Here is an 18,876-nt window from a genome sequence, read left to right as displayed (position 1 = left end):
GCAGTGCATCGGCAGTAATTACTACTTGAGAACCCGCAAGTTCTTGCACGAGTTCTTCGACAACTTCGATTTCACTTCGCTGCTGATTTTCCATGACTTTATGTCGGACTACCCAGCCGCGATTGTGACTGTACACAGAAACCAGGCTCACAAAATTTTGGTAAGAACTATTACCCCCAAAACTTGTACTTTTGATACTTTTACCATCAATTACCATCAATTCTCCTGGCGTGCTCGGTAATGTCTGCCCTGCCCATATATTAAAAAGGACGGCAATTACCTCAAAATCTAATGAGATAATGATGTTTCTAAAAGTTGAGTCGCATGGAAAACGAATATCTGGTGGGAGGTGAAAGAGTTTTATCAGAGTAGAGCGATGATTTTTCGTAAATTCAGCTAAGGGCTTATATCCCCAATATCCCGTACAACTGCCCAATAAAATTATCATGAGTATCAGCCATAAGGGATGCCTAATCCCCCTCGGATGTCGGTGGTCAGGTACTGATTTAATTGCTTCAATTAAATTCATTGTTGATGCACGGCTTAGGATAGTCGAGCGCGATCGGACGATCATCCGATCGCGCTCGACTATTATAATTTACTTGGGGACAATTAATCCACCCTGCTTATTAAGGGGGGCTAGGGGGGATCAGAATCTCCGCCTAAAAACGAGTAACTCCTATTCAATTAAATCGAAACTTTGTCAGCCAAAGTGACAATCTACCATGCAACTAAAATCAGCCGTACAGTGGATACCTCATCCCGACGGTTATTGGATACTTCGCAATCCCGAAGACATTACCTGTATTCAAGTTGACGACTTTGACAAACAGGTAATTTTGCAACTAAGTCAACAACCACTAACTAATATTCTCGCTGAATACGACCTGGATTTAGAAGACGTGCAAAATCTCTTAAGAGACTTAGCACAAGCAGGAATGCTAGAAGGAACCAAGCCACCGAAAGCCAAATTTAACCTGCTATCCTTCACAATTCCCCTAGTCAATCCCGATGTTTGGCTATCGCGGCACATCGACAAATTCCGCTGGATTTGGACATGGGAATTTGGCTTTTTTCTGTGCGCTTTCATCGCTTCCTCTGTAGCTGTGTGGTTGGCTTCCTCTGCCGAAGTCGCAGCCTCACATCAGCAGTTGTGGATAGCGGGAAAAAATGAGAATATTTTCAAATTTGTATTGCTGACAATGCTGGTAATAGCTTTGCACGAACTCGGTCACGCTTTCACGCTAAAACACTACGGCGGTATTGTTAAAGAAATTGGATTATTGTTTATGTGTTTCATCCCTGGATGTTACACAGATACAACCGACCAATACAGTTTAGTCCGGCGGAAACAGCGGGTTTTAGTAGTAGCCGCCGGAGTATTAATCCAAGTAACAATTTGGGCATGGGCTGTTTGGATGTGGCTGTTATCTCAGTCCAATCCGGTTTGGCATCAAATTAGTTATTTGTTGATGGTAGCCGCCTTGCTGACAGTTGCAATTAATTTAAATCCGTTGAATAGATTCGACGGTTATTATTGGTTAGTAGCAGCAACTGGCATTAACAATCTGCGACAAAGGTCGTTTGATTTTTATGTAGACTTGTTGCGGAGGGAGGAGATTGAGGAAACAGCAGAAACGCAATGGGTTTTGGCGGCTTACGCGCCTTTGAGTATACTTTATACTGTTTGGGTTTTGAGTTATCTAGCGTCATTGCTGGGTAATTTGGTTTTGCGGGTTTGGAGTTTTTAACCGCAGATTTATCACAGGCGGGACGCCCGTGCCACGAAATGCAAATTGATTATTTTAGGGGTTTACTGCAATGAATGTTTATCAAAAGTTGGGAATTGTTGGCGGAAGTTTAAGTTTGGCAGTTGTTAGTCAATGTTTTTCTGTACAAGCTGCTACTCTTACTCAAACTTATACTGTGGATCTGGGTTCCCAGCCATTAAATAGTAGCACTAATGTGGTTTTGCCTAAATTTAATTCGCTGTTAGGAACGCTATTAAGGGCTTATGTTACAGTTAAATCTACTGTTAATAACACTGTTAGCATTACTCCTTTGACTGGAGATTTTATGGGGACGGCGGCGAGTAATGCAAATATTGCTGTGAATATTCCGCTGTTAAAAGTTGACCCTAATTTGACTTTGAGTGTGTTAGCAAGTCCACCGGAAACGAGGATTGCTAATGGCGCTACAGGAAGTGTTAGCGGTTCGGCTTCGGGTACGGTGTCAAAGAGTTATGATTCCCAGCAGTCTCTGAGTGCGTTAAGTGGATGCGATGGAGATACTTTTATCGCAGGTTTGGTGACAACGGGTTTTACTCAAATTCAGGGGAATCCTGTTAGGGGAAGTTTCGATGGTAAGGTTGCGACTAACACTACAGTTAGTGCAATTTATGAGTATGAACCTGTGCCGGAACCGATGACTGCTGTTGGTACGTTGCTGGCTGCTGGAATGGGTTTGTGGTGGAAGAAAAAGGCGGCAAAAAAGGTGTAATATTAATTTGGAGATCCCCCTAGCCCCCTTAATTAACCAGGGTGGATAGGGGGAATCTCAAAGTTCTCCCTATTACTCGCAGCCCACAAAAAAAATAAATTCCCCAAAACACTTGACAGATTCGCGGAGGTATGGCAGAGTAGTAATTCGTGACCGATGCGGAACTGGCGGAATTGGTAGACGCGCATGATTCAGGTTCATGTGGTGCAAGCCTTCCGGGTTCAAGTCCCGGGTTCCGCATTCCCAAGGCAGAAGGAAGTTTGGGGTTAACCCGATACAGGCAATAACCCCATTCGCTCTGCTGAATTAAACAATGCTGACAAGTATTCAAAACCCCCTAGTTAAAGAAATTCGCAAGCTGCACAGCTCGAAGGGACGCAGGGAACAACAATTATTTTTACTCGAAGGGACGCACTTGCTCGAAGAAGCTTGCGCGGCAAAATACCCGCTAGCAACGGTTTGCTGCACTCCCGAATGGCTGGATCAGCACGGGCAACTTTGGCAGCAAGTTGGTAATTTAGCCGATCGCACCGAATTAGTAAGTGCCAAAGTGTTAGAGTCGATCGCCACTACAGTCCAACCCGACGGCATTGTCGCCACCGCACCCCGCACCGCAACAGAACCCGCAAAATTGTCAACTTTAGGAATAGCCCTAGAAACAATCCAAGATCCTGGCAACTTGGGGGCGATCGTCCGCACGGCTGCGGCTGCTAATGCCGACGGTTTGCTGCTGAGCGCAGACAGCGCCGATTTAGACCATCCCAAAGTGCTCCGCGCCTCAGCAGGAGCTTGGTTTAAGCTGCCAATGGCAGTCTGTCCAGATTTAACCGCCGAAGTCTCGGCCTATAAAAATCGAGGAATGCAAATTTTAGCAACTGTCGCCGGAGCCAGTTTAAGTTATTGGGAAGTAGATTTGCGAGTGCCGACGCTGATAGTTTTGGGCAACGAAGGCTCTGGTTTGTCGGAAGAATTGAGGAGTTTAGCCGATCGACAAATCCAAATCCCCCTGAGTCGTGGCGTAGAATCTTTAAATGTGTCGATCGCCGCAGCCCTCATCTTGTACGAAGCTCAACGGCAAAGAAGTCAGTCGATTTTAGATTTTAGATTTTAGATTTTAGATTGAAGCATTGAGCCCACGGATAAATTCGGGGGCCAGTTTATCCGATACAGGTTTTTTATTTCTGGACGGATGAATCCGGGGGCTTGTCTCCTGGATGTTTTCGGTCATTAGTTATTAGTCATGACTCATTAGTCATTATCTGTTGGGGCGGGTTCATCAATACCTGTAACTTCATATTCAGGGCCGCCACGGGGGGCTGCCCCTACAAGATAATGAAACAGCCCTGCCCCTCTACCAATCTCCCCCTCTGAGATGTGGCGGCTTTTGTTTATATTGATGCACACTGTAAAGCCAGGAAAGCGGGTACTCTCGTATCAACAGTTCAGGCTGGCATGAAATAAATATGAAGAAGTGTAGCCAAGTGCTCTCACAAATGTTAAGATTCTTAACATAACGTAGTATTGTGCTCGCCCCAACCAAAACCTAACCTGAGACGGTGCTGACTGGGAGTAGTAGCTAGCTACCATAAAATTAAGCCTCTTTAAATGGAAGGAAAGCGCAAGTCCCCGCCCGCTTTCCTTCCCAGCTAAAGCTAGGGGTTTGCGACTACCGCAAACCTTTAGAGGCACAGATCCTCAGCGGGAAAAGCTCATGAAAACTCTTAAGTCCTCAGATACAGATTCTGTTCGCGCTTACTTGCGGGAAATCGGCCGCGTTCCCTTGTTGACCCACGAGCAAGAAATACTCTACGGGAAACAGGTACAGCGCTCAACCGCACTGCATCAGGAGAAAAATATTTTAGCCGAAGAGTTAGGCCGCGACCCGACGGCGGCTGAATGGGCACAGGCAGTTGGGCTGTCTGAGGCACAGTTGCAGCGGACGATCGAACACGGGGAAAGGGCAAAGCGCCAAATGGTGGAAGCCAATCTCCGCCTGGTAGTGTCTGTTGCCAAGAAATATATCAAGCGCAACGTAGATTTACTGGATCTTATTCAGGAAGGCACGATCGGGATGCAGCGGGGAGTAGAAAAATTTGACCCGACTAAGGGCTACAGATTTTCTACTTATGCTTATTGGTGGATTCGTCAGGCAATTACTCGGGCGATCGCCGAAAAAGGCCGCACCATCCGCTTACCGATCCACATCACCGAAAAGCTCAACAAAATTAAAAAAGCTCAGCGCCAACTTGCTCAACAGCTTGGTCGCGCGGCCACGGCTGCTGAATTGGCATCCGAGTTAGAATTGACTCCCAAACAGATTCGCGAATATCTCGATCGGGCGCGCCTGCCACTTTCCCTGGACTTGCGCGTGGGAGACAATCAAGATACAGAGTTGGGCGATTTATTGGAAGATACGGGTACTACCCCGGAAGATTTTGCCCTGCAATCTTCCCTGCGGACTGACTTAGACCAGCTAATGGCGGAACTGACTCAGCAACAGCGAGAAGTGCTCGCCTTGCGGTTCGGTTTAGAAGACGGGCAAACCCTAACTTTGGCAAAAATAGGCGATCGTCTCAACATCAGTCGGGAACGAGTGCGGCAAATAGAACGGGAAGCTTTGACCAAACTCCGCAAGCGCAAGCAAGATATCAACGATTATCTAGCCAGCTAGGTAGATTGGGGATTGGCGATCGGGTCCCCCCCACTCGCAATCCCCAATCTAAAATCGTAAAAACCGCCGCTTTTAATTCGGTTGTGCCCACTTGGTTGCTATGATTGTCCTGCTACATTAGTAATTACTTAGTAATAAAGATCAGCAGCGATCAGATAAGGGTTATTTAATTTAACCGCCCGCGTCTAACATAACAAGCTGTGTCTGAAACGGAGGTACTCGTGAGCAACTCATCTAATAAATCCCCAGAATTCTTTGAAGAAGACGGAGAAAATGCCAACTTATTATGGCAATACGTGCAGTCAATGGCTCCCGACACAGTTTCTCAGTTGTCTAAGCCGACTTCTCACGAAGTGTTTCAAGTAATGGAGCGAAATATTGTTGGACTATTGGGGAATTTGCCTTCGGAACACTTCGGGGTGACAGTGACTACCAGTCGCGAACATTTGGGTAGATTGCTCGCCTCGGCTATGATTAGCGGTTATTTTCTCAAAAATGCCGAACAGCGAATGACTTTTGAAAAGTCCATACAAGCCAGTGAGAGACATGGCTCGGACGATTAGTAGATTCTTAACATTTAAGTGATCCAAGTGTCAAGCCCCCCCTCGCAAGATGGGGGCTTAATATTTTAGATTTTAGATTTTAGATTTTAGATTTTAGAGGGTTGATTTTAGATTAAATAATTGAATAATTATTGATATTATTCTTACATTCCCAATTCCCCATTCCCCATTCCCCATTCCTAATTAATATGTCTCTTCCTCCTGTTGCCCACAAAGTTATCGGCGTTGCTGCAATCTGGAACGATCGCCAACAAATTTTGATTGACAAGCGCCGACAACATGGACTACACGGGGGTTTCTGGGAGTTTCCGGGCGGAAAAATAGAGCCTGGGGAAACCATCGAAGCTTGCATAAAACGGGAAATTATGGAGGAGTTGGGGATTGTCGTAGAAGTTGGCGATCGCTTGATTACAATTGACCACGACTACACTAAATTTACAGTTAGACTATACGTCCACCACTGCCGCCACGTCAGCGGGGAACCGCAAACGATCGAATGCGATGAAATTCGCTGGGTGACACTCGACGAAATTGACCAATTTACTTTTCCCAAGGCAAACGCACAGATTATTGCTGCACTGCGGAAAATTTGAGCTGTAATATAAAATTCGGTTGCTACTGAACAACTGACAAATGACAGCTAACTTTTATTTTTGGACGGGCAGAGTAAAGTGAAAACAACTGCCTCTATCGGGTACGGAGTCTACCCAAATTTGACCGTAGTGCGCGCGGATGATGCCTTGACACAGAGACAGCCCAATGCCGTAACCGTCTTTTGATTTATCTCGCTGCAACCGAAAGCTGTCTTCAAAAATGCTCGCGCAATCTTCTTCAGGAATTCCCGGCCCGCTGTTGCAAATGCTGACTTGAACTTTGTAAGCGGTGCGGTGGAGAATGGACAGATTAACCGTTCCTTGGTCTGGGGTGTACTTGCTGGCGTTGTCAAGCAGGTTGACTATGACTTGTTTGATGCGATCGGGATCGGCATAAACCAAGGGTAAATCTGCGGGAATGTCTGTTTCTATGTTCAGACTTTTCGCCTGAAATTTGTCTTGAAACTGCAAGATTACATCTTGACAAATCGCCCCCAGTTCGATTCTTTTTGGTTCAATGTGGAGTTGAGCGTTTGTACCCCGGGCTGCTTGCAGGATATCTGTAATCATACGATCGACAATTCGGATTTGGCGGCGGGCTTGTTTCATCAAATGAGCCGCCAGACTCGGTGTCAAACGCGACTTTTCCCCCTCTTTCACCTTCTGACTTGACTCCAAAGTCTCCAAAGCCAAAGATGCGGCAGTCAAGGGATTACGCAAGTCGTGGGCTAGCATCGCAATAATCCGGTCTTTCAACTGCAACTGCTCTTGCAAGTGTTCTTTTTCCTGTTTGAGGCGAAAAACTTCATCAGAAAGCTGCACGAGTTCGGCCGCGCAAGCAACGGAATAGATGGGTTTTGCGTCAGTCAGGGTTTCCGCAATAGCTGCGGCCGACTGCTGCCCAGGTGTGTATTCGTCTACAGAACGCTTCCAGCGGGGCCACCAGTGTTCGAGTTGGGCGATTAAATTGCTGCCGGCGAGAGTTTGTCGCGGATCGGGATGAATTTTGAGCAGCGAGGGAGTGGCTACAAGTTTAAAGTGTTCGGCTAAATCGGGCTGTTCTCCTACGTCGATGATTTGAAGCTCAAAGTCGCACTCTGCCTTCAAATCCTTTAGGGACTTGCGGATGTGTCTGGTCTGTTCCCTGGAAGAGGGACGCTTGTCTACGAACAGCAAAAGCTGTAAAAGCGGTGCGGGATTTACCGGCTGTTCGGGAGAACAGTCAGTGCCGCTGGTGCCGAGTGTTGGATGGACGCTGTTGAGCTTTTCGATCGGGTGAAAATAATTGAGCATTGCCGAGCCGAGTTATTTCACTTCTACTTTAATTTAATACTTACTTTAGATTTATGCTATTGTCCGATAATTTCATTACAGGCGGGCAGATGATATTTTTGAGATGGAAGAAAAATGAGTCGCTGCGGGTGGTGGTTCAAGTGGCGGTCGCCTTTTTTGTGCTGTGCCTGTTGCTGACGCTGCACCGCTACTACAGCTTTTACGCTACTTACGACCAAGGAATTTTCAATCAACTTTTTTGGAACGGCACTCGGGGTCACTTGTTTGAGAGTTCCCTCTCTTCGGCTTTGTCCACTAATGTGGTTCACCAAAACCAGCTTCCGGAGGTATCTTACTACCGGTTGGGTCAGCATTTCACCCCGGCGCTAATGCTGTGGCTGCCAATTTACTCTCTGTTTCCCTCTCCTGTCACTTTGACGGTGTTGCAGGTGACTTTAATTACGGCGGCTGGAGGAGTGCTCTATGCTCTCGCCAGACACTATCTGGAACCCCGGCTGTCGGCGACAATTGTTGTGAGCTATTACTGCGCTAACGCGGTCATCGGCCCGACTATGGGCAATTTTCACGATGTTTGTCAAATTCCGCTGTATGTCTTTGGCTTGCTGCTGGCGATGGAGAAGCGCTGGTGGCCCTTGTTTGGGATTCTGGCAACTTTAATTTTGGCCGTGCGAGAAGATGGGGGAGTTGTTTTATTTGGCGTCGGAGTTTACCTGATTTTGAGCCGGCGCTACCCTCGGACTGGTTTGGCTGTCTGCATACTCAGTTTTGGTTATATGATCGTCCTGACCAATCTGATTATGCCTTTGTTTTCTGCTGATATATCCCAGCGGTTTATGATGGAGCGCTTCGGTCAATATGCCGAGGGAGATGAAGCTTCTACTCTAGAAATTATTTGGGGAATGGTGAGTAATCCCGGACGGTTGGTAGCTCAGTTATTTACGCCGTTTTTTGGTAAGATTAGGTACCTGCTTGGCCAGTGGTTGCCATTAGCTTTAGTGCCAGCTTTCGCACCTGCGTCTTGGATGATAGCTGGATTTCCGCTGCTGAAGCTATTTTTAGCAAAAGGAGACTCGGTGCTGGCGATTAATATTCGCTATGCGATGACTGTGGTTCCAGGGCTTTTTTATGGGGCGATTCTGTGGTGGGCCCAGCGTCAAAAGGAAGAAGATAGAATGGTGAGAGAGGAAAGAATGTTTTTGCGTTTTCCTTCTGCTTTATTTCCTCTCCCTTCTTCTTCAAAGTTTCGCCGCTTTTGGGCGTTTTGCATCTGTTTGTCGCTATTTTTTACCTTCACTTCTAACCCAAATCGGACTTTTTCTTTGATTTTGCCCGATGCGATCGATCCTTGGGTGCAGGTTCCTCTCGTCAGACAATGGCAGCACGTTTTGCAAGTGCGGCCGCTATTGGCTCAAATTCCTGCGGATGCTAGCGTGGCAGCGACGAATACTATTGTGCCGATTTTGTCAAGCAGGCGGGAAATTCTCAGGTTTCCGATGTTGGAACTCCGCAATGATGCGGGGAAGGCAGTGAAGATGCAATATGTAATTGCCGATTTGTGGCAGTTGCAGCAGTATCAGGCTGCGTTTCGCGCGGAACGGGGACAGTTGCGGGAGATCGTACCGGCGATCGATCGAATGTCCAAATCTGGAGAGTACGGCATTGTTGGCTTTGAAGACGGCGCGATTTTGATGCGTCAGGGTGCTGTTTCTAATTCTGCATCAGTTGCTGCTTGGACTCGTTTTCGGCGCGAATTGGAGCCGATTTTGAAGAAACAGTAAGCGGGTAGGCGCGATCGCCATTGCTGCCCTCAGTGGCTCAAATCTTGAGGAAACCTGTTTTTTTCAGGTAATGGCGATCGAGCAATTTCCTGCAAAAACCAGGTTTAGCCATGATTTTCTGTCTTTGTTGCTGCCAAAAGTCAGGCATTCGGCATCAACTTGCGCTCAACTTAAATTTAAGGGTGATAATTATACAATAAATCTGTTAATCCTAAACATTAAGTTATATAAAAAATTTGGAGGAAGAAAGATGAAAATTTTGGTATTGGCATGGGAGTTTCCTCCCAGAATCGTAGGCGGTATAGCCCGCCACGTATCAGAACTATATCCAGAATTGGTGAAGCTGGGACACGAAATTCACTTAATTACAGTAGAGTTCGGCCACGCGCCGATGTACGAAGTGGTGGAAGGAATACGTGTGCATCGGGTGGTGGTGGGGCACGCTAGGGACTTTTTTCACTGGGTGGCGAACCTTAACCAAAGCATGGGCTACCAAGGCGGGAAACTGATGCTTGAGGAAGGCCCCTTTGATATCATCCACGCTCACGATTGGCTAGTGGGAGATGCGGCGATCGCCCTCAAGCATACCTTTAAAGTACCGCTAATTACCACCATCCACGCCACCGAATACGGGCGCTTCAACGGCATCCACAATGAAGGGCAGCGCTACATTAACGCCAAGGAAAACGACCTCGCTTACAATTCTTGGCGGGTAATTGTTTGCAGTGATTATATGCGGCGGGAAGCCGAACGGGTACTAGCGACTCCGTGGAACAAAATAGAGGTAATTTACAACGGAATTAGACCAGATAAAAAGCCCCGATGGCACGAATTTGACGCGATGAACTTCCGTCGTCAGTTTGCTGCAGACGACGAAAAAATAGTTTATTATGTAGGAAGAATTAGCTACGAAAAAGGTATTTCTGTATTTCTAAATGCAGCACCTAAAGTAATTTGGGAAATGGGGGGGAAAGCGAAAATAGTAATTGTTGGCGGCGGCAATACAGACCATCTAAAACAGTTAGCTTGGCATTTAGGAATTTGGAATAAGTGTTATTTTACTGGGTTCATGTTTGAGGAACATCTCGACAAATTTCAGACGGTGGCTGACTGCGCGGTTTTTCCCAGTCTTTACGAACCTTTTGGGATTGTAGCGTTAGAAAGCTTTGCTGCAAGAGTGCCTGTGGTGGTTTCGGATGCGGGCGGACTTCCAGAGGTGGTGCTGCACACTAAAACTGGCGTTGTTACTGAGGCAAACAATCGGGATTCTTTGGCCTGGGGAATTTTGGAGGTTTTGAAAAATCCGGGTTACGCGCAGTGGTTGGTTGACAATGCTTATCAAGATTTGGAACGCCGGTTTAGTTGGCCGAAGTTGGCGATAGAAACCCAGTGGGTTTATGAACGGGTGGTGGAGGAAAGGGCTGAGGTTGATTGGTAAGAATGCTCTTTTTTGACAGTTGACAGTTGACAGTTGACAGTTGACAGTTGACAGTGAGTCGAATATCAACTTTTTTGGGGCAAATCTTAAGAATTTGTAACACAATGATAGAGACACTCGAACTTACTTTGAGTGCACTCATAAGATTTAAAGGGAATTCGCATCTTGAATATTTTTAGGGAAATCGATCCCCAACCCAGACGCAGCTTACTGATTTTATTCACCGCAGGGCTGCTATTCTGGTCGAGTTTGGCTTCGCTACTGCCAACTTTGCCGCTGTACGTTCAATTTGTGGGCGGCACAAAACAGCAAATTGGCTTTGTGATGGGTGCATTTGCGATCGGACTTTTGCTATCGAGGCCACAATTGGGCAAAATAGCCGACAGCAGGGGGCGAAAACAAGTTTTGCTTCTAGGTGCGTCAGTTGCTGCGATCGCCCCTTTGGGCTACCTGTTAGCTCAATCTATCCCCTTACTGTTACTTCTTCGCGCTTTTCACGGTATTAGCATCGCCGCTTTTACCACAGCTTACAGCGCTTTGGTAACAGATTTGTCGCCACCAGGAAAGCGGGGCGAATTAATCGGTAACATGAGTTTGGTAAGTCCTATTGGTCTAGCATTTGGCCCGGCTATTGGCGGATTTGTGCAAGCTGGGGTTGGTTATACTCCTTTGTTTGCGATGTCGGCAGTTTTCGCTGCAATAAGTGTATTTTTTACCTGCCAAATTGCGGAACCTAATTTTGCCGATTTAACAAAATCGGACTCGCTATCGGAGGACAAAAATAGCCAAAAATACTGGAAAATGCTCTGGAATCCGAGAGTGCGGATTCCGGCTTTAGTGTTATTGGTGGTTGGTTTGGTATTCGGAACTTTGAGCACTTTTATGCCTTTGTTTATCCAAGAAACCAAGGCTAATTTCAATCCGGGATTATTTTATTCTACGGCAGCTATCGCCAGTTTCGGTATGCGGTTAGTCACGGGACGGGCTTCGGACAAATACGGCCGCGGCTTGTTTATTTCTGGCGGCTTAATCTGTTATGCCCTATCTATGTTATTGTTGTATTTTGCTAACAACACCAGTGCTTTTTTAATAGCAGCTTTGGTTGAAGGTTGCGCGGGCGGTACGGTTTTGCCGATGATGGTAGCGCTGATGTCGGACAGGTGCGAACCTCATGAAAGGGGCCGGTTGTTTTCGCTTTGTATTGGCGGATTTGATTTAGGCATTGCGATTGCTGGGCCGACTTTAGGCTTTGTGGCTGAACAAGTTGGCTACAGAAATATGTTTGGTTTTGCTGCTGGCCTCGCTGGCTTGGCTTTGCTGATTTTTATTACTCAGTCTAGCAAGGGCTTGTCTAATTCGATGAAGTTTGCGATCGGTCGAGGCAAAGATGTTTATGCTTTGAACCGATGATATTACAGAAGCAAGAAGGAAGAGGCAATCATGGGACTTACCAAAAAACCCGGTTTCTCCCAAAAATCGTGAATCTATGCGACAGATATTGAGGCAGAAACCGGGTTTTTGTTCCCGCGCAGCATTCTGAAAAACAGGCAAGATGCCTGTTCCACAAAGATTAAAAAAGTTCTGAGTTTTAAATCGTGAGTTGAATTAATTTCTTAATTCAAAACTCAAAACTCAGAACTCAGAACTCACAGCTTATAACGTTTTTAAATGGGCTTGGAGGGATTCGAACCCCCGACCTCATGGTTCGTAGCCATGCACTCTATCCAACTAAGCTACAAGCCCCTGTTGAGTTAAGATTTAATCTAAAATTGATTAAGTTCTTTTCTCACAGAATCTAACAGTAACACCATTACCAAAAAAATGCAAGACCTTTCGCAAACTTTTTCTAAATTGCCCGATCGCACACAGCTAACTCACCTCAACAACAGCGGGGAAGCCCAAATGGTGGACGTTTCGGCGAAGGTGCCGACTGTTCGGCAAGCTGTGGCTGCTGCCAGGGTGCGGATGCTGCCGGAGACGTTTGCGGCGATTGAAGCGGGGAATGCGCCGAAAGGTGATGTGTTGGGCACTGCAAGGCTGGCTGGAATTATGGCGGCGAAGCAGACGGCGCATTTGATTCCTCTGTGTCACCCTCTGCCGCTGAGTAGCGTGGAGGTGCAGGTGATGCCGGATGCTGGGTTGCCGGGGTATCAAATTCGGGCGACGGTGAAAATCAAGGCGGAAACTGGGGTGGAAATGGAGGCGCTGACGGCGGTTTCGGTGGCGGCGCTGACTTTGTATGATATGGCGAAAGGATTGGAAAAGTCGATCGCCATTGAGTCAATTCGCCTGGTGAGTAAAAGTGGCGGCAAGTCTGGAGACTATGAAAATGTAGAGGCATAAGTTTCCTGCCGAAAGAGGGATGCAGCATTCAAAAAGCTGCACTTATGATTAAAATAGGCACTGAACTACTAATTTCAAGTGAAAAACTATGCCTCCTCGTTGGCCCCGCAAACCCGATCGCAATGATCCAGAGTACCGCCGCTTAGATGACCGGATGAATTTTGCTATCCACGTCGGTCTTTTTTCTGCTACCAATTCAGGTTTGTGGTTTGTTCACAATTTGCAAAAGGCTGATTGGCCTTGGGCAATTTCGGTAACGGGTGGATGGGCTCTAGTAGTTTTGGCCCACGCGATTTACCATTTTGCGATCGCCGATTATTCGCCCCTCACCAAAGATTCTGGCTGAAGGCAGTTGGCGGCGATTTGTTAAGTCTTTTGATTGATAACAAATAACTTTGTGCTTTTTTGATATGGCTAATACTACACAGGCGATCGAATCTTTAGCAGCCGAAATCGGCGAAAATGTCTACATTGACATTGCCAAATGGCATTTGTATCTCAATGATGCCCACCTGCATACAGTTGTTGCCCAACAACTTTATTCGATGCTGGAAGATGGCGATTTAGATGCTGACAAAGTTGGACAAGTTTTGCAAGGAATTCCAGTCAAGTTGGGCGGCGGCAAGCGGGAAGTGCCGCTTGCCGATTTGATTCCGATGCAGTGTCAAGTTCAGTTGATGGATGTGCTTGAGGAATTTCAGCGGAAGATGTGATACAGCAGATTTCACATTTATGAAGTACACCCCCAGATAAATCCCGGTAGGGACACTCCAAGAGCCCAAGGAGTGTCAACTTAAGCTGTGAGTCCGCCAGTCCTCTCGCCAGTCCGCCAGTCCGCCAGGGAATGAATTCCCTGTCTAATAGCTAAAGTCCTCTGAAAGAGGACTGATGAGTTTAAAAATTCTTCTTCTGAGTCCTCTTGAGAGGACTTTCGCTTTGAGGCAGGGGTTTCAACCCTTGCCGGACTATGGGTTGTACTTAAGTTGACACCTATGGGCATTGCCGTATCCTACACTTCCTAAACCTGGAATACGCTGTATCAATTGTTGATTTGGGTTTAAGTGCGATCGCCTTTTTTGGTCTTTTTGTACCGAAGGGGCGATCGCACTTTTCCTTCCTTTCCTAAACCAGCATGAAATTAGCCGATGTTATTGCATCCGCACTCACTCCAACCATCACACCTAACTGCTCCCCTGTCAACAGATTCTTAATAAGAGTTCCCTGAGTATTTTGAGTTATTTCTAACTGACCAAAACTCAAGCCACCGCTTAATCCAATCAAGTCTTGACCGACGGTAAAATCAGCGATAATATCAAATCCTTCACCAGTTGTTAAGGCAAAGATATCGTTGCCGCTACCGCCAATCAAACTATCATTTCCCATGCCTCCGTCAAGGAGATCATCACCTTTCCCACCAGTGAGAGTATCGTTATCTAGGCCTCCGTAAAGAGTATCATTTCCTGCACACCCTCCCAGGATATCTGCTCCTTCGTCACCGTTGATTAAATCATTACCTTCACCGCCGCAGAGGGTATCTGAACCTAACTGTCCAAACAGATTGTCATCACCTTGACTGCCAAGCAGGATGTCGTTACCTTTGCCTCCATATAAGGTGTCATTATCCTTGCCACCATCGATGAAGTCATCATCTTTGTTGCCATAAATGATGTCAATACCTTCGCGGCCATGTAAGAAGTCATTGCCTTTGCCTCCGAAGATTAAATCGTTGCCAGACTCGCCAAGAACGATGTCGCTTCCTTCATCTCCGTAGAGAGTATCTTCATCTTTGCCTCCGGCGATGAAGTCATTGCCTTGGTTGCCATTAATAATGTCATTATCGGCACCACCGTATAAGTTGTCATCCCCGGATTTGCCCTCGAATATGTTGGCAGCATCGCTACCTAGTAATTCATCGTTTTGGGCAGTGCCTATTTGAATGTCGGATGCGTCGAGTATGGTGTTTTCAACCCAGTTGGGTCGGTTTAAGTTGGGATAGGTAATTTGGTCGCAGATGCACTCATCCTCTGAGAGGTTATTAGTTGTTGGCGTGGGAGTTGCTGTTTCCGATGGTGTGGGTGTTTCTGAGGCTGTTTCCGATGTTGTCGGTGTTTCCGAGGCTGTTTCTGATGGGGTCGGGGCGATCGGTGTTGGTGTGACGGGTGTGGTGCCAGTGTCAGTGCCGGTTTCGGTAGAGTCCTCCGAGCCATATTGTACGTTTTTGACAGTCAGGGGGCTTTCAACATTCGCCTCTGCAATCATCTTGTCAAAAGCAGCGCCCGTGTTTTCAGCAAGCGCCTCCTCAATGTTCTTCGTACCAGCCCCCACTTGCTGGAGGTCTTTAGCCACCTCAGCTAACATCGCCTTTTCCACTTGAGCGAGGCGAAGCGCCGCCTCTGCGATCGAGATATTACTGGCTGCAATATCGCTGATGCGCTGATTGCCAGCAGCAATGATTTTTGCCACATTGCCTGCTAGACTGGCAACTTCTGGCTTTTGCACGCTTTGGGCAACTGACTCAATCAACTTCTGCAACAGAGCCGGATCGCTCAAGTTTACAGGAGTTCCCGGCTCTACAACCTTAGATAGCTCTCCGATGACTTTTGTGGCAATCTCCACTTTAGAAAGATTGGAAGCACTGGCAAATAAATTGGTCACCAAGACAATTGCAACTTGAACCTGAACGTGCGGGCTGTAGATAATTAACCCAGTAAGTTCATTGTCCCGCATCGCTTCGATCGCATCGTAATTGCCCAAGTCAACATCTGCCGGAATTCCCAAAGCCGCCTGCACCTTGGCTTGAGCCTCTTCTGCATCCATTCCTTTGCGCTCTAACTCGCTGACCAAGGTCGTAAGCGGAGTGATGGTCGTACCTTCAGAAGCAAACAGGGGCGTTTCCAGAGGCAAATTCGTGGCAGTATTGATGCCACCAATTCCCACCACCCGGCCCTCTTCCGGGTCTAGGAAACCGCTTTGGTTGGTATCGAAATTAGGGACAAAAATATCTAAATCATAGGTACCGTCAGCGTTAGTAATCGTAAAGGGTTCGTCGGGATCTAGAATTCCATTAAAGTTGCCATCAAAGAAAACCTCACCCCCAGTCACTTCACTGTTAAACAGCTTTCCAAAGAATTTACCGACAGCTTTGCCTGCCTTGACGACTGGCTTCACACCACTGCTAAAGCTCTGAACGGTATCCTTAATAGCCGCTTTAGGACCTTGGCTAATCATGTTGAAGGGTAGAGTCAGCACTGAACCCACAACGTTTCTGCCAGTGTTAGCTAACTTATTGATCGGTTCTAATATGGGAGCCGGCAAAATCTTTTTGATAACAGGGTTATCTGTTATAGCAACAGCTAAGTTTAAAGCGCGGTAAGCCGGATTGAAATTCAAATAGGTCTTGCCCGTAGCCTCAGCAATTCCTCTAACTGTAAAGGATTTTGGCAGAACTGGAAAGGGAACAAACACATCGAACAAGCTGGGAGATTTTGATGTCCCTTGGGGAGTGGTAGAGTTTCCAGTTTCCCAACCAAATTTTGCCAGTGGGAAAGTTGCCAGGTTGTTCTGGTACAGGGTTTTCTTTAACGGCCCAATACCTGCTGTGGCTCGAATATCCAACGAACCATTAATTGTGCCGGAAACTGAATTGATGATATTCCAAGGTTGGGCGGTGTTGAGGACAGTATCTATCTCGGAAGCCCGCAATTTCCCATCGCTTCTACCTTCTCGCTCTCCAGCATCTCGCAAATCGACGTTGACATTTCCCTTGATTCCGCCCAGGATGTAAAAATCGGCTACCTTAATATCTGGGCCAGCTTTGGCAGCGATATTTGCGGAGATTGTCAGTTCGGGAACGTCTTGGCCAGTTCCGTCAGCGTTCTTGCGATCGCTGACATAAAAGCCATCTCTTAACAATTGGATTTTATCCGAGGCGTAGTTCGTTCCTTTCCACTGTTGCAGTCCGTAGGTGTCATAGCCAAATTTTAGGTCAGCCTTTGCTTTCAAGTTTCCTTCAAAGCCTACACTCACCGGTGGGAAAGGAGGCAGAGGCTTTGTAATATTTATCGGCACATCCAAATCCAGATTGTCCAAATTCAGGGTCACAATTGGGACATCTGGTTTGCCTAAAAGTAGCTGGATGGCTGTTTCTGGCTTAGTGATAATTGGCACGTCCAGTCCATCAACCACCTCTAACGCTGTCAGAAGTGCAGCAGCTTTCGGATTTTTTTTCTTAAGCTCTTCCTTGCCTATTTCAACGATAGCTTTAGCCTGCGGAGATGTTTTCTCGAACTCTTCTATCCGTTTTAACGGGTTGTAATTATCTAGTTTAAAAGAGCCGAGATCCATCAAAATAGTCTCATTGTTTTTGATGGAATCGTTAACCAGCTTAGTCACCCGGTCTAACTTGACGATTGTTTCTATGAAGCCAGTGGATATTGGTCGGCCTGACAAACTGGAAAGGGTAGATACCATTTCGATGACACTGACCCGCTTCCGGTTGCCATCTATATCCTTAAACAAATTCTCCAGCCCGATTTTGGAAAATATCTGCGTGTCCGCATTCAGGAAATCAATAACTGGCCGAAAGGGTTTAAGAACCTGGTCAACCTTAGTGAAAACAGGTTGGGCAATGCCGGTTATAAATTCGCCAAAATCCAGTTTTGCATTATTGACCTCAACATTGGGTATGCTAGCAGAACTGACGGATTTACCGTTGACGTAATCAGCTTTTGGAAACCCGAACTTCATCTCGAAGACCAAGTTGGGGAATGCTTTGCTGACCACATTTGTCCGGCCTTTCAGGCTCAGATCCCCACTGGTGGAGAATGTAGACTGTGATAAGTTTTGCGGGTTGTAGGAACTATTGAGTTCTGCCTCGGTCAGGCGATCGCCATCATTGATACCTCCCAGATTATCTAAGTCATTCAGCTTGAGCTGATATGTGCCCCCAATTTTAGTGCGCTTGCCTTCGGTGGTATTTTCGTTGAGGGTGGCTGGGAAAAATCCTAGTTTTGCAGAAGTCTTGAACGAGTCATTTAGACCAAACCCCAGGTTAGTCGTCAGATTCGTTTTGGTCGTATCGATATAGTTGCCAAAAGTTTTGCTGTTACCCAGGCTGAAGTTTAACTGATAATCGAGGTTGGCATTCCCATTACCATCGGCGTTAAAGCCAAGGGCAGGCATTCCTATATCTTTGAGGACGTTAACTGTACCGAGTTGATATTTCCGGCCTACTGCAATATCCCAGGTGCTTTCCTCGTTAGTCGTATTCTTTTGAACCCTAATGTTGAAGTTAGTTCCTAGAGAACTCCGCAGGTTTGTTTGTAACTGCTCTGCCGTTAAATCACTACCTGTTTTGAGCGCATTAACCAGGCCATTTTTGAAGCTACCAATAAAATCTTGATTGAGGTTCTGGAAGGGGCCGATGATGGGAAGCTTAATACTTTCCTGTTCTTTTTTAAGAATTTCATCCAGCTTGGTCAATCCAGTTTCTACAATGGAAAAAACCTTAGTATCAGCGGCGACAGCAGTGGTGAAATTCCAAGCAGTTGCACCTGTAGTACCGGCATAATTATTACCAGCTAAATCTTTAATTGCACCGCTGGCAATTTCAACGTAGTAACCAGTACCGGGCGCTAAATCTGCTGTGGGATTAACTGTGACTGTACTACCGCTAACCGTGACATTTGTTGAGGTAACA

15 protein-coding genes and 2 tRNA genes are annotated in these 18,876 nt (G+C 46.6%); 13 read left to right on the top strand and 4 right to left on the bottom strand.

Annotated elements, in window-relative coordinates; genetic code table 11:
* The coding region (locus QUB51_RS28280) for an ISAs1 family transposase (protein ID WP_333393115.1) at positions 1-529 on the bottom strand (529 nt) is incomplete at its 3' end.
* Positions 530-725: 196 nt separating this feature from the next.
* On the opposite strand from QUB51_RS28280, the gene QUB51_RS28275 reads away from it, so the two are divergent.
* The 7 genes from QUB51_RS28275 to mutT all read left to right on the top strand — a co-directional run bounded on the left by QUB51_RS28275 (position 726) and on the right by mutT (position 6,326).
* Positions 726-1,751 (top strand): site-2 protease family protein, encoded by a 1,026-nt coding sequence (locus QUB51_RS28275; protein WP_333057353.1) that lies wholly within the window; start codon positions 726-728, stop codon positions 1,749-1,751.
* A 70-nt stretch (positions 1,752-1,821) separates the two neighbouring features.
* Entirely contained in the window at positions 1,822-2,499 is a 678-nt protein-coding gene (locus QUB51_RS28270; RefSeq protein WP_333057354.1) for a PEP-CTERM sorting domain-containing protein, read from the top strand.
* A gap of 158 nt (positions 2,500-2,657) precedes the next feature.
* Positions 2,658-2,739 (top strand) — tRNA-Leu (locus QUB51_RS28265).
* A gap of 73 nt (positions 2,740-2,812) precedes the next feature.
* Positions 2,813-3,610 (top strand): RNA methyltransferase, encoded by a 798-nt coding sequence (locus tag QUB51_RS28260; protein ID WP_333057355.1) that lies wholly within the window; start codon positions 2,813-2,815, stop codon positions 3,608-3,610.
* Between the two features lie 600 nt (positions 3,611-4,210).
* Positions 4,211-5,170: an RNA polymerase sigma factor, RpoD/SigA family gene (locus tag QUB51_RS28255; protein WP_333057356.1), complete on the top strand. Its 960-nt coding sequence runs from the start codon at positions 4,211-4,213 to the stop codon at positions 5,168-5,170.
* 221 nt (positions 5,171-5,391) lie between these two features.
* Complete coding sequence (locus QUB51_RS28250) at positions 5,392-5,733, top strand: DUF760 domain-containing protein (protein WP_172187001.1); 342 nt, start codon at positions 5,392-5,394, stop codon at positions 5,731-5,733.
* Positions 5,734-5,921: 188 nt separating this feature from the next.
* Complete coding sequence (mutT, locus tag QUB51_RS28245) at positions 5,922-6,326, top strand: 8-oxo-dGTP diphosphatase MutT (protein ID WP_333261439.1); 405 nt, start codon at positions 5,922-5,924, stop codon at positions 6,324-6,326.
* Between the two features lie 54 nt (positions 6,327-6,380).
* On the opposite strand, the gene QUB51_RS28240 is transcribed toward mutT, so the two are convergent.
* Complete coding sequence (locus QUB51_RS28240) at positions 6,381-7,619, bottom strand: histidine kinase (RefSeq protein ID WP_333057358.1); 1,239 nt, start codon at positions 7,617-7,619, stop codon at positions 6,381-6,383.
* A 53-nt stretch (positions 7,620-7,672) separates the two neighbouring features.
* On the opposite strand from QUB51_RS28240, the gene QUB51_RS28235 reads away from it, so the two are divergent.
* From QUB51_RS28235 to QUB51_RS28225, 3 genes are all read left to right on the top strand, one after another.
* Positions 7,673-9,397, top strand: a complete 1,725-nt coding sequence (locus tag QUB51_RS28235) for a DUF2079 domain-containing protein (protein WP_333261442.1) — start codon at positions 7,673-7,675, stop codon at positions 9,395-9,397.
* 250 nt (positions 9,398-9,647) lie between these two features.
* Complete coding sequence (locus QUB51_RS28230) at positions 9,648-10,835, top strand: glycosyltransferase family 4 protein (protein ID WP_333057362.1); 1,188 nt, start codon at positions 9,648-9,650, stop codon at positions 10,833-10,835.
* Positions 10,836-11,000: 165 nt separating this feature from the next.
* On the top strand, positions 11,001-12,245 hold the full coding sequence (locus QUB51_RS28225; protein WP_333057363.1) for an MFS transporter: 1,245 nt from the start codon (positions 11,001-11,003) through the stop codon (positions 12,243-12,245).
* Positions 12,246-12,504: 259 nt separating this feature from the next.
* Here the strand turns inward: QUB51_RS28225 and QUB51_RS28220 are convergent.
* Positions 12,505-12,578 (bottom strand) — tRNA-Arg (locus QUB51_RS28220).
* A 78-nt stretch (positions 12,579-12,656) separates the two neighbouring features.
* Here QUB51_RS28220 and moaC point away from each other — a divergent pair.
* From moaC to QUB51_RS28205, 3 genes are all read left to right on the top strand, one after another.
* A complete protein-coding gene (moaC, locus tag QUB51_RS28215) occupies positions 12,657-13,178 on the top strand; it encodes a cyclic pyranopterin monophosphate synthase MoaC (RefSeq protein WP_333240223.1) in 522 nt (173 codons plus the stop codon).
* Positions 13,179-13,266: 88 nt separating this feature from the next.
* The gene (locus tag QUB51_RS28210; protein ID WP_006633890.1) at positions 13,267-13,524 is read left to right on the top strand and encodes a 2TM domain-containing protein; all 258 of its coding nucleotides are present in this window, start codon (positions 13,267-13,269) and stop codon (positions 13,522-13,524) included.
* A gap of 64 nt (positions 13,525-13,588) precedes the next feature.
* Positions 13,589-13,891, top strand: a complete 303-nt coding sequence (locus QUB51_RS28205) for a DUF3181 family protein (protein WP_333057367.1) — start codon at positions 13,589-13,591, stop codon at positions 13,889-13,891.
* Positions 13,892-14,300: 409 nt separating this feature from the next.
* Here QUB51_RS28205 and QUB51_RS28200 read toward each other — a convergent pair.
* Positions 14,301-18,876, bottom strand: a 4,576-nt coding sequence (locus QUB51_RS28200) for an Ig-like domain-containing protein (protein WP_333261445.1), incomplete at its 5' end; no start/stop codon positions are given.

Origin of the sequence: Microcoleus sp. AT8-A3, assembly GCF_036705675.1 — a bacterium.
Taxonomy (GTDB): domain Bacteria; phylum Cyanobacteriota; class Cyanobacteriia; order Cyanobacteriales; family Microcoleaceae; genus Microcoleus.
This window is presented reverse-complemented; position numbering and strand designations above follow the sequence as displayed.